Raw genomic sequence first — 12,012 nt, 5'->3', positions numbered from 1 at the left:
CCGTGTCCTCCACGCTCGTGCACAAGCGGACTGCCGCTGCGGCCGGGCTACCGGCGACCGAGCTCCCCGGGCAGGAGTCGAACCTGCGTCGCTGGTCCTGATTCAAAGTCAGGCGGGCCCTGCCGGCAGACCAACCGGGGATCGTCGTCGAACGCGTCACAGGGTAGTGCAGCGCCACGGCCCGCCGGCACGACCCGTCGACCCCGGTGCTGCAGGGGTCGCGGACGCTCCGCCTGTGCGGGCGGGCGCAGGTCGTGCCGGTGGCAGGTCGGTCAGGACGCGGGGGCGGCTGCCGGGGCGTCGCTCGACGCCGGCGCGGGCGCAGGCGTCGAGGTGGACGAGGCGGCCGACGGGTCGCTCCCGGCGTCCTGGGCAGCCCCAGACGTGGCGGCCTGAGCCCCGGTCCCGGGAGCCACCGACGTGGTCGCAGCAGGATCCGGGCTCGTCGGGTCCGTCTCCGCGGGATCCGAGGTCGGTGAGGTCGCCGGGTCCGTGGCTGTGTTCGTGGGTGAGTCGGTGGGTGTGTTCGCGGGTGAGTCAGTGGCCGTGGCCGACGGCTGGGGAGCGACCGTCCCTGACGGCGGCGGCTCCGGCGCAGACCTCTCGGGAGGCACCGACACGGACGAGACCGGGCCGGGCAACTCGGGTGCGGTGGCCGGGTCGGTCGACCGGCCGGGTTCCGAGGATGCCGCCGATGCGGAGGATGTCGCGGACGGGCCGGTCGAGGTCGCCGGCGTGCCGGTCTCGGCGGCCGTCGACGGCGTCGCGGCCGTGGCGGATCCCGCGGGCAGGCTCGAGGGCCCGGGAGGCACGGCGCTCGTCGGCAACCCCGCCACGGTCGACGGGCTGGAGCCGCTGGTCCCGGTGACCTGCACGGGCAGGATTGACGGCGCACCGTCGATCGTCGTCAGGACCATCGACGTCGGCGACGCACCGGGCACCGGAAGGCGAAGTCCCTGCCCGAGCGAGGCCCCGGTGCCGGTCGGTACCTGCCCTGACGGGGACGTGGTCCCGGCCGGGACGGTCTGGCTGCGGGTGACCGCCGTGGTCGGGTCGAGCTGGTGCGCGACCGCCGGCGTGGCAGAGACCCCGAGACCCACGACGAGGCTCGCGACCGCCGTCGCGATCGGTGGCCCGAGCGTCGTCCCGGCCAGCATCGCCGTCCCTCCCGCAGCGGCGGCGACGGGCACCGCGGCCGGCGCGATGGCGGCCACAGCGGCCAGGGGGGCGGCGGCCGATGCCGCCCCGACGGCGCCCCCGGTGACCGCCGTGGCACCGGTGACCGCCGTGGCCGTTGTGACGGCCGTGGCCGTCGTGGCCGTCGTGGCCGTCGTGGCGGTCACCGTCGTTGCGGTCGCCGTCGTTGCGGTCGCCGTCGTTGCGGTCGCCGTCGTCGCCGTCGTCACCGTGGCAGAGGAGGCGAACGTCGAGGTCGCACCCACGGCCGTGGTGGTGGTCGTCGACGCCGCTGCCGCCGTGGCTCCGACAGCCGTCGACACCCCGATCCCGGCGGCTGCGTGCGTGCCGACGAGCTCGGCCATCGGGCCGTGACCCAGGGCGCGGGAGGCAGCACCTGCTGCGAGCACCAGCGGCGCCACGAAACCCCGGAACCCGGCGTGCACCCGCCCGAGGTCGGCGGCGAGCCGCGCGTCGACGGGACAGGTGTCGAGATGGGTGACCGCCCGAGTCCGCTGCCGCTGAGTGAGCTTCCCGCGCACGAAGCTGGTCAGGTGGGCGTGCACCCAGCGGCACTCGGAGCCGGAACACTGTGGAGCGTGTCGCTCCAACCAGACGTCGAGGTAGCCGGTGCGCAGGGCGTCGCGAGCGCGCATCGCTCGGGCGCTGACGACGTTCGCGGACACCCCGAGCAGTGGAGCCACGGCCCGCGGGGCCTCGCCCTCCACCATGGTGCGCCACAGGAGCTCCTGGTCGCTGTCGGGAAGCCCGTGGAAGGCCTCTCTGACCAGCTCCTTGTCGACCTCGACGTCGCCCACCGCTGCCTTCTCGGGGTCCGGCAGCTGCCCGGGCAGCAGGTCGAGGTCCTCCGACGGCGTGGCCACCACCGTGATCGAGCCCCGCACGGCGTCGACGCCGACCGAGCGGACCGTCGAGACGAAGTAGGCCCGGAAGTTCTGGACCGGTCCCTGGCCCTGGCGCACGAGCCTCAGCACGCGGGCCGATGCCTCTGCGACGAGGTCCTCCGGGGCCACGCGGCCCCGGAACCGGGTGGCCGCGGCATACGCAGCCGGCAGGTGTCGGTGCCACAGGGCCGCGAACGCCGCGTCGTCGCCGTCACGAGCCTGCTCGAGCAGCTCGGCATCGGGCGTGGCGGACAGGTCGGTCGGCGCGGTCGAGGCGTACTCGGGCGACGTGGGACCTACCAGGACCGTATGAGCTGACACCGGCGACTCCCGTCTGGCTTGGGTTTCCAGTGTGCGACACGTGGTCGAGGACCGGGACGGTTTTCGGGAGGCCCCGGCGCCACCGGGCCTCGCGGGAAAGCCAGGAGGACCGGTCGCGGCAAGCTCCCCCAAGACTTGCCACGACCGGCCCCGCAGTCGATTCGCACCATTGGTGTCCCCCCAAGGCCCATGGCCCCCGGACTGTGGTGGGCGAACCGTTTCCCCCCTCACCGACATAGACGAGCGGCTTACCGTTTCATGACGGGATTCTGGAAATTGTTTCGGACATTGCCCGTGGAGCCGGGCCGGACGAGCCCCGGCGGTCGCACGGCGGTCGTACGTCCGCGACGGGTGCCTGAGCCGACGAGGGTGCGGAACGGCACAATGTCCTCGTGACTGCCGACCGCGCCGACTCCACCCCGCCGCGGGCACGCATGACCGGGCCCGAGCGCCGCGAGCAGCTCATCAAGGTCGGGCGCAGGATCTTCGCCGAGAAGGGGTTCGAGGCGACGACGGTCGAGGAGGTGGCCTCGAAGGCCAACGTCTCCAAGCCGGTCGTCTACGAGCACTTCGGCGGCAAGGAGGGCCTCTACGCCGTCGTGGTCGACCGTGAGATCCAGGCCCTCCTCGGCGGGATCAGTGCGGCCCTCGAGGAGCCGGAGGGTGCCCGCGTGATGCTCGAACGCGCGACGCTCGCCCTGCTCGACTACATCGAGCGCGACCCGGCGGGCTTCCGGATCCTCGTGCGCGACTCGCCACCGGGCCAGTCGACGGGGTCGTTCGCGAGCGTCCTCGGCGACGTGGCGGTGCACGTCGAGCACCTGCTGGCGGCCGAGTTCAAGCAGCGCGGCCTGGACCCGAAGTCGGCCCCCATCCATGCCCACATGCTCGTCGGCATGGTGGCGCTGACCGGGCAGTGGTGGCTGGACCGGCGCAAGTTCAAGAAGGACCAGGTCGCGGCGCACCTGGTCAACCTCGCCTGGAACGGGCTCTCCGGCCTGGACCGCAGTCCGCGTCTGGCCACGGTCCCGAAGCGCTGAGACCGCCGGCTCGCGTCGCGTCGGACCGAGGATGCAGGTCTCGTCCTCCCGAACGGTCCCCTCCACGAAACCACGCGGAAGGACGAGACCTGGCGGCACCACCGAGAACGGCAGGCAGGGAACGCTCCCTCCCCTGACCAAGCGGGAGATCCCTGCCGTCCGGGCTCCATGAGACCCGCCGAGACCTATTCCACGGCACGCGCCCCGAGAATGTGGCGAAATGCGGCAAACTCGCGAAACTTTCTTCCGAGCCTGCCCCCGCGTCCGTCAACGACGCGCTGCCTGCGCCCTCGACCACCGGCGACGCGCCCGTCAGCGCGGCAGGCGTGCCACGGCGAAGGTGCGGGTGAACGGGAAGAGCACACCGAAGGACCGGCGGGGGTATGCCGTCTCGAGCTCGCGCTCGTAGTCGGCCACGAACGCCTGCTGCTCGCCCGCGTCGAGCACCCCCAGCACGGGCCGCAGGCCCGTGCCGCGCACCCACTCGAGCACGGGGTGCGGGGCGTCGGCTGCGGCGGGCAGCACGTGCTGGTAGGTCGTCTGCCACACGTCGACGTCAGCCGTGTGCTCCAGCAGGAGGGCGGCATACGTCTCCGGCTGGGCCACGGCCCTCGCCCGGTCGAGGCCCGGGCGCAGGTCGTCGGCTCGGGCCTGGCGTGCGGCGACCTCGCGCATGAGCCGGTGCGAGTGGGCGTCGAAGTTCGAGGGCACCTGCATCGCGAAGGTCCCGCCGGGCGAGAGGCTCGCCAGCCAGGACGGGATGAGGCGCAGGTGGGTCGGCACCCACTGGAGGGTCGCGTTCGTGACGAGCACGTCCACAGGGGCACCGGCGCCGCTCGGGTCCCAGTCCTCGGCGCGCGCCTGCACCCACTCGACCCGACCCGCTGAATCCAGCTGACGGGCCCGCTCGAGCATCTGCGGCGAGCTGTCGACACCGACGATGCGCGCGTCGGGCCAGCGACGGGCCAGGCCTAGGGTCAGCTCGCCGGGACCGCAGCCGAGGTCGACGACCAGTCGCGGGTCCGGCGCGTCGACGCGGGCCAGCAGGTCCGCGAAGGGACGGCCGCGGTGACCGGAGAAGACGGCATACTGCCTCGGGTCCCACGCGGAGTCGGTCATGTCACGCTCTCTTTCCTTCGATGTCAAGACTCTTGACGACGACTACAGTTGGACCATGAGCGCCGACCACAGGCCCGCCGACGATGTCGACGAGATCGTCTCGGCCTGGCGCCGTGAGCGACCGGACCTCGACGTGTCGCCGCTCGAGGTGCTCTCCCGCGTCTCGCGGCTGGCTCGGCGTCTCGACCTCGCCCGCGGCTCTGCCTTCTCGGAGCACCTGCTCGACAGCTGGGCGTTCGACGTGCTTTCGGCGTTGCGCCGCGCGGGCGAGCCCTACGAGCTCTCCCCCGGCCAGCTCGTGCAGCAGACGCTGGTCACCTCCGGGACGATGACCAACCGCGTCGACCGGCTCGAGCGCAGCGGCTTCGTCGAGCGTCGCCCCGACCCGGGCGACCGGCGCGGCGTGCTCGTGCGCCTGACTCCCGCCGGCCGGGACGTCGTGGACTCCGCGATGGCCGACCTCATCGAGCAGGAGAAGTCGCTGCTCTCGGAGCTGTCGGAGGCCGACCGCGCCCAGCTGGCGGGGCTGCTGCGGCGCATGCTGGCCCCGCTCGAGAAGCGCGAGGCGCCCGAGGTCCGTCGCGGCGCACCGACGGGCACGAACGGCTGACGGCCTCACGCCGTCTGCGCCGCCTGCTGGAACTCGAGCCGGTTGCCCACGGGATCGGCGGTGTGGAAGCGCCGCAGCCCCGGGATGTTGTCGTCCCAGGTGACCGGGGCCCCAGCTGCTTCGACCGACGAGGCGAGGGCCTCGAGGTCCGCCACCGCGATCCCCGGGTGGGCCTTGCGGGCCGGGACGAACCCCTCCTCGATGCCGACGTGGATCTCGGCCGAACCGGCCCGGAACCAGGCCCCGCCGCGGGCCTGCAGGCGTTCGGGCTTGGTCACCTCGGTCATGCCGAGGACGCCGACGTAGAAGGCGCGCATGTCGGGCTCGCACCCAGTGGGGCCGGACACCTGGACGTGGTGCAGGAACATCTCCATGCCCCGAAAGTATCTTGACATCAAGATACTTTCAAGGGCCGACAACCTGAGTGCTACCTGCACGTAGCCTTTGTGCCTCACGCGTCGTTTCTTCTGTACCGGGCCGCCACCGTCGGCGAGTCCCGACGAGACTGCTAGGAGATCCGCGTGAAGACCACTCGCAAGCACGTCCTGGCCATGGGACTGTGCCTCGTCTCGGCGGCGGCGGGGGCCCCGCTCGCGGCGGCGACCACGACGTCAGCCGCCCTCCCGGTGAGCAGCACGCTCACGAACACCCTGACCGACTCGGTCGGTGACCTGCTCAAGACGCTCGACACCCGGGCCGTGACCAAGGCGGTCGTGCCCACCACCGCGACGAAGAACGCGGTGGCCGCGCTGCTGCGGTCGGCCGGCCCCGGCGCCCGCGCCACGTGGGACGCGCGCTTCGGCACGCTGCGCTCGCTGCACGGCAACGGCTACCTCAGCGCGCCGCGCGCCGGCAGCGCCGTCGACGTCGCCCGCGGCTGGCTCGCCGCACAGCCCGACGCTTTCGGCCTGTCGGTCGCCCAGGTCCAGGGACTCGCCGTCGCCCGTGACCACGCGCTCCCCGGCACCGGCACGCACGTGGTCAGCTTCATCCAGACGTTCGCGGGCGCGACTGCCGCGCGAGGTGGGCGCCTCAACGTCGCCGTCGCCTCCGACGGCCGCGTCCTGTCGTATGCCGGTGAGACCGCCGGCGGCGCAGGCCTCCTCGGCGGGTGGGTGCTCGGCGAGGCCCCCGCCCTGGTCAAGGTGGCGGCGGCGCTCGCCCCGGGCACCGCCTGGGCGCCGACCCGCACCGGCACGCAGGCCGGGTTCACGACCTACGACCGGGGGCCGTTCGCCGGACCCGGCTACGTGCGCAAGGTCGCCTTCCCCACGCGGTCGGGCCCCGTGGCGGCATACAAGATCTACTTCATCAAGAGCCAGACGGAAGCCTGGGAGGTCATCGTCGACGGCACGACGGGCTCGGTGCTCTACCGCACGAGCGTCGTGCAGTTCGACGACGCCCACGGGACCGTCTACGACAACTACCCCGGTGCGGCGAAGGGCGGCCAGCCGCGCCAGCAGTCGTTCGGGCCGACCACCGCGTCGCCCAAGGGCTGGGTCGACCTCACCGGCGCCACCGGAACCGGGGTGACGACGCTCGGCAACAACGCCGACACCTACGCGAACTGGTCGAACTTCATCGGCCCGGTCGACAACGCCCCGCGCCCCGTCGCCCCCACCGGTGCCTTCGACTACGCGTACGCCAACCGCTGGGCCGCGACCAAGGGCCAGACCGTGCCCCCGTCGTACGCGCAGGACCTCAACCCCGCGGCGACCAACCTCTTCTTCCAGCACAACCGGATCCACGACGAGTACTACGCGCTCGGCTTCACCGAGTCCGCCGGCAACTTCCAGGCCGACAACGGCGGCAAGGGCGGACAGGGCGGCGACGCCGTGCGCGGGCTCGTGCAGGCCGGCGCCGCGTCCGGCGGCTCCCCCACCTACACCGGTCGGGACAACGCGTACATGCTCACGCTCGACGACGGCATCCCGCCGTGGAGCGGCATGTTCCTCTGGGAGCCGATCAACGACGCCTTCGAGGGGCCCTACCGCGACGGATCGTTCGACATGTCGGTGATCCAGCACGAGTACACCCACGGCCTGTCCAACCGCTACGTCGCCAGCGGGGCCGGGCTCGCCTCGCAGCAGGCGGGCTCGATGGGTGAGGGCTGGTCGGACTGGTACGCCCTCAACCACGGCTTCAACGCCGGCCTGCTGACCAAGCCGATCGTCGGCGACTACGTCACCGGCAACCCGACGCGTGGCATCCGCAACTGGAACTACGACCAGAACCCGACGACGTTCGGCGACATCGGCTACGACCTGACCGGGCCCGAGGTGCACGCCGACGGCGAGATCTGGACCGCGACGCTGTGGGACCTGCGCAAGGCGCTCGTCGCCCGCTACGGCGCGGCCAAGGGCGCGGCCGTCGCGGCGCAGCTCGTCACCGACGGTATGCCGCTGACCGCGCCGAACCCGTCGTTCCTCGACGCCCGTGACGGCATCCTCACCGCCGACCTCGACCGCAACCACGGTGACAACACGGCGCTGATCTGGTCGGTCTTCGCCAAGCGGGGTGCCGGCGCCTCGGCCAGCAGCAACACCGGTGACGACACCGATCCCACGCCCGCCTTCGACCACCCGTCGGCGGCCCAGAACGGCACGGTGGCCCTGACGCTCGTCAACGCCACCACCGGGCAGCCGATCCGGAACGCCCGGATCATCCTCGGCCGGTTCGAGGCCCGCGTGACGCCGCTGGTCCGCACCGGCTCGGCAGGTGGGGCATCGATCAAGGCGGTCGCGGGCACCTACCCGCTGACCGTCCAGGCCCCCGGCTTCGGCACGCAGACCATCGAGGGCTTCGCCGTCGCAGCGGGCCGGAACGTCGCGAAGAAGATCTCCCTCGCCCCCAACCTCGCCTCGACGGCCGCCGGTGCCCAGGTCGTGTCGACCTCGAGCCAGGACGACGGCGCCCCGGCGAAGTTCGCGTTCGACGACACCGCCGCCTCGGTGTGGTCGACGAAGCAGGGCTCGACGGCCTACAACGCCGGCCCCGACCAGCGCGTCACGGTCAAGCTCGCGGCTCCGGCCACGGTCAGCTCGGTGCGGGTCAGCGCCTACAAGGCCACCAACGCCTCGCGCTTCGCCGCCCTCAAGGGCTTCACGGTCCAGACCTCCCTCGACGGGGTGACGTGGAAGACGGTGCGCACCGGGGCGTTCGGCTACCAGGCACCGCGGCCGACGGCACCCGACCTCAACTACGCCACCTTCCCGCTCAGCACCCCCACGAAGGCGGCCTACCTGCGCTTCTTCATCGACTCCGTGCAGGGCGACACGACGACCTACGCCCAGGTCGCGGAGATCGAGGCGTTCGGGTCAGGCGCCGTGGTCGCGAACGGCACGATCAAGCCCGACGCGCCCTACCGCGACCACGGCACCATCACGGCGAACAACCCGGCCGCCGGTGACCCGACGGGGCTGCAGAACGTCTACGGCGTCACGGGCACCGAGCTGACGACCACGTGCGCCGCGCCGCCGGCCACCCAGGGCGTGGACGGTTGGGTGACCAAGCTGCCGGCCGGCTTCTCCGACGGGTTGCACTCCGTGTCGGTCAAGGGCACGAGCCCGCTCGACGCCACCGTCGGCCACGACCTCGACCTCTACTTCCTCGACAGCGCCTGCAAGCCCACCGGCTCAGCAGCGACGTCTTCGGCGGACGAGTCGGCGGTCATCCCGCCGGGCACGGTCTATGTGGTGAGCCACCTCTACACCGGGGCGAACGTCACCGTCGATGTGACGGCGGTCGACAACCGCTGACGCGGTCGCCCCAGCTCGATCGGAGGGCAGCTCGCGCAGGCGAGCTGCCCTCCGCTCGTCAGCCGACGACCTCGGCGGCCTCGAGCCACTCGAGCTCGAGCTCCTCCCGCTCCGCGACGACGGCCTGCAGCTTCGTGTTGAGCTCCGCGAGCGCCGCCGGGTCGGTGGCCTTCTCGACCATCTCGCCGTGCAGCCGCGCCTCGCGCTCCTGCAGCCGCGAGAGCTGCTTCTCGATGCGGGCCATCGACTTGCGCGCGTCGCGGACCTCTGCGGGAGAGGCGGTCGGCGTCGCCTGCCGTATGCCGACCGCCCCGGTCGCTGGGCCGGGCGAGCCGCCGCTGGCGCCCCCTGGAGCACCTGAGCCACCTGAGCCGCCTGCACCGGAGGCGGCCGAGCCGCCGGAGCCCGGCCGCGCCGAACCTCCGGAGGCCTGCGCCGCGATCGCCGCGTGCCTCAGTCGCAGGTACTCCTCGACCCCGCCGGGCAGCTCGCGCACCAAGCCGTCGCCGAGCAGCGCCAGCTGCTTGTCGGCGACGCGCTCGAGCAGGTACCGGTCGTGCGAGACGACGACGAGCGTGCCGGCCCACCCGTCGAGGACGTCCTCGAGCGAGGTGAGCGTCTCGATGTCGAGGTCGTTGGTCGGCTCGTCGAGGATCAGCACGTTGGGCTCGGTGAGCAGCAGGCGCGTCAGCTGGAGCCGGCGCCGCTCGCCGCCACTGAGGTCACCGACGCGCGCCTGCTGGCGCCCGCCCGGGAAGCCGAGCCGGGTGGCGAGCTGGCCGGCGCTGATCTCCTTGCCGCCGAGCGTGGTCCACTGCCTGACGTCCTCGATGGCCTCGATGACGCGCCACTGCTCGAACCGCTCGAGCTCGCGCACCTCCTGCGTCAGGTGGGCGATGGCGACCGTCTTGCCGATCTTGCGGCGCCCGCCCTCGAGCGGGATCTCGCCGGTCAGCGCTCGCAGCAGCGTCGACTTGCCGGCGCCGTTGACGCCGACGACGCCGACGCGCTCCCCCGGCGCCAGGCGCCAGGTCACGTGGTCGAGCAGCCGGCGCTCGTTCGGCGGCTCGCCGACCGAGACGGTGGCGTCCTCGAGGTCGAGCACGTCCTTGCCGAGGCGCCGGCTCGCGAAGGAGGCCAGCTCCACGCTGTTGCGCGGCGCCGGCTCGTCGGCGATGAGGGCGTTGGCCGCCTCGATACGGAACTTGGGCTTGCTCGTGCGGGCCGGGGCGCCGCGGCGCAGCCAGGCGAGCTCCTTGCGCATCAGGTTGGAGCGACGGTCGGCGAGGACGCCGGCGAGGCGGTCACGCTCGGCCTTGGCCAGGACGTAGGCGGCATACCCGCCCTCGAAGGCGCTCACCTTCCCGCCCTCGACCTCCCACGTGAGGGTGGCGTACGCATCGAGGAACCACCGGTCGTGGGTGATGGCCACGGTCGCGTTGCCGGGGCGCGGACGCTTGGTGGCCAGGTGGTCGGCGAGCCACGCGACGCCCTCGACGTCGAGGTGGTTGGTCGGCTCGTCGAGCAGTAGCAGCTCGGGGTCGGCGACGAGCAGGCGCGCGAGGGCGAGGCGGCGGCGCTCGCCACCGGACTTCGGGCCGACGCGGCTGTCGAGACCGCCGACGTTCTCCGCCTCGATGCCGCCGAGCAGGCCGGTCAGGACGTCGCGAATGCGGGGGTCACCGGCCCAGACGTGCTCGGGCAGGTCACCGAGCACGGCCTCGCGGATCGTCCACTCGGGGTCGAGGGCGTCGTCCTGCGCGAGCATGCCGATGCGGATCCCCTCCGCGCCGCCCTGCTTGGTGATGCGCCCGGAGTCGGGCTCCTGCAGGTCCGCCATGACGCGCAGCAGGGTGGACTTGCCGCCGCCGTTGACGCCGACGACGCCGATGCGGTCGCCGGTGAGGACACCGAGGCTGACGTCGTCGAGGACGTGGCTGGTGCCGAAGACGAGGGAGACCCGTTCGAGGGAGATGAGGTTGGCCATCGACCACTGACCCTACGGCGTGGGCGGGCGCTCACCGAATCGCGCTGGGCGTCGCCCCTCCAGCCCGGCGAGATGGTTCCTCTCGGGAGCCCGCGGTTACTTCGGGGCCCTCGAGCCGTGTGCGTGCCGCCGAGAGCGCCTCAGTCGGCCGTTCGGGCGGCGGGCACGACCTGGGCGCCGTGGACCGGCCCCCTGGCTCGGCGCAGGTCCCGGCACAGGTCGGAGGCCGCGAGCGACACCGACAGGTCGAGTGCGGCCTCGTGGCTCTCGGTCAAGAAGGCGATGGTGGGGCCGGACCCCGACACGACGCCGCCGAGCGCCCCGAACTCGACGCCGGCGTCGCGCAGCTCGCGCAGCTGCGGCCGCAGCGAGAAGGCTGCAGGTTCGAGGTCGTTGTGCAGGGCCGCACCGAGGGCCGCAGGATCGCCGGAGCGCAGCGCCGCCATCAGCTCGGCGCTGACCTGCGGCTCCCCCACGCGCACGCCGTCACGCTCGCGCAGGCGGTCGCACTCGGCATACACCTCGGGGGTGGACAGCCCCGTGTCGCTGACCGCGAAGACCCAGTGGAACGTGCCGCGCGCGAGCACGGGCGCGAGCTGCTCGCCGCGGCCCGAACCCATCGCGTTGCCGCCGGTGAGGAGGAACGGGACGTCGCTGCCGAGGGAGGCGGCCAGCTCGGCGAGCTCGTCGCGGTCGAGGCCGAGCCCCCAGAGCTGGTCGCAGGCCACGAGGGCCGCTGCGGCGTCGGCCGAGCCGCCGGCCATGCCCCCGGCCACGGGGATGTCCTTGTCGATGCGGATGGAGAGGCGCTCGTCGACGTCCCAGCGCTCGGCGACGAGGCGCGCGGCGCGGACGGCGAGGTTGTCGCCGTCGGTCGGGATGCGGTCGGCATACGGCCCCGCAGCGACGACCTGCCAGTCGTCCCAGCGGGCGATGGAGACGTCGTCGTGGAGCGACACGGCCTGGTAGACCGTCGCCAGCGCGTGGAAGCCGTCCGCCCGGCGGGGTCCGACGCGCAGCTCGAGGTTGACCTTGGCGGGGACGCGTACGGTCACCGCGCCGGGCAGCGTCGGGGCGACAGTCATGCGACCCACCC

The 12,012-nt window shown here is 72.9% G+C and carries 8 protein-coding genes and 1 tRNA gene; 3 read left to right on the top strand and 6 right to left on the bottom strand.

Annotated elements, in window-relative coordinates; genetic code table 11:
- Nucleotides 1–62 precede the first annotated feature (62 nt).
- Nucleotides 63–141: transfer RNA gene (locus LQK93_RS13310), tRNA-Gln, on the bottom strand.
- A 131-nt stretch (nt 142–272) separates the two neighbouring features.
- A complete protein-coding gene (locus LQK93_RS13305; RefSeq protein WP_374968257.1) occupies nt 273–2,402 on the bottom strand; it encodes a sigma-70 family RNA polymerase sigma factor in 2,130 nt (709 codons plus the stop codon).
- Nucleotides 2,403–2,836: 434 nt separating this feature from the next.
- Here LQK93_RS13305 and LQK93_RS13300 point away from each other — a divergent pair, with 434 nt between their 5' ends.
- Nucleotides 2,837–3,442, top strand: coding sequence for a TetR/AcrR family transcriptional regulator (locus LQK93_RS13300; protein WP_374971508.1), 606 nt, complete (start codon nt 2,837–2,839; stop codon nt 3,440–3,442).
- A 312-nt stretch (nt 3,443–3,754) separates the two neighbouring features.
- On the opposite strand, the gene LQK93_RS13295 is transcribed toward LQK93_RS13300, so the two are convergent.
- Nucleotides 3,755–4,561, bottom strand: coding sequence for a methyltransferase domain-containing protein (locus LQK93_RS13295; RefSeq protein WP_374968256.1), 807 nt, complete (start codon nt 4,559–4,561; stop codon nt 3,755–3,757).
- Between the two features lie 55 nt (nt 4,562–4,616).
- On the opposite strand from LQK93_RS13295, the gene LQK93_RS13290 reads away from it, so the two are divergent.
- On the top strand, nt 4,617–5,171 hold the full coding sequence (locus LQK93_RS13290) for a MarR family winged helix-turn-helix transcriptional regulator (RefSeq protein ID WP_374968255.1): 555 nt from the start codon (nt 4,617–4,619) through the stop codon (nt 5,169–5,171).
- Between the two features lie 5 nt (nt 5,172–5,176).
- On the opposite strand, the gene LQK93_RS13285 is transcribed toward LQK93_RS13290, so the two are convergent.
- Complete coding sequence (locus tag LQK93_RS13285) at nt 5,177–5,566, bottom strand: VOC family protein (protein ID WP_374968254.1); 390 nt, start codon at nt 5,564–5,566, stop codon at nt 5,177–5,179.
- A gap of 126 nt (nt 5,567–5,692) precedes the next feature.
- Here LQK93_RS13285 and LQK93_RS13280 point away from each other — a divergent pair, with 126 nt between their 5' ends.
- Complete coding sequence (locus LQK93_RS13280) at nt 5,693–8,929, top strand: M36 family metallopeptidase (RefSeq protein ID WP_374968253.1); 3,237 nt, start codon at nt 5,693–5,695, stop codon at nt 8,927–8,929.
- 58 nt (nt 8,930–8,987) lie between these two features.
- On the opposite strand, the gene LQK93_RS13275 is transcribed toward LQK93_RS13280, so the two are convergent.
- Nucleotides 8,988–10,916 carry an ABC-F family ATP-binding cassette domain-containing protein gene (locus LQK93_RS13275; RefSeq protein ID WP_374968252.1) on the bottom strand — a complete coding sequence of 643 codons (1,929 nt, stop codon included), beginning with the start codon at nt 10,914–10,916 and terminating at the stop codon, nt 8,988–8,990.
- A 140-nt stretch (nt 10,917–11,056) separates the two neighbouring features.
- Nucleotides 11,057–12,001, bottom strand: a complete 945-nt coding sequence (locus LQK93_RS13270) for a 4-(cytidine 5'-diphospho)-2-C-methyl-D-erythritol kinase (protein ID WP_374968251.1) — start codon at nt 11,999–12,001, stop codon at nt 11,057–11,059.
- Nucleotides 12,002–12,012 lie beyond the last annotated feature (11 nt).

Origin of the sequence: Terrabacter sp. BE26 (assembly GCF_041941675.1) — a bacterium.
Taxonomy (GTDB): domain Bacteria; phylum Actinomycetota; class Actinomycetes; order Actinomycetales; family Dermatophilaceae; genus Terrabacter.
This window is presented reverse-complemented; position numbering and strand designations above follow the sequence as displayed.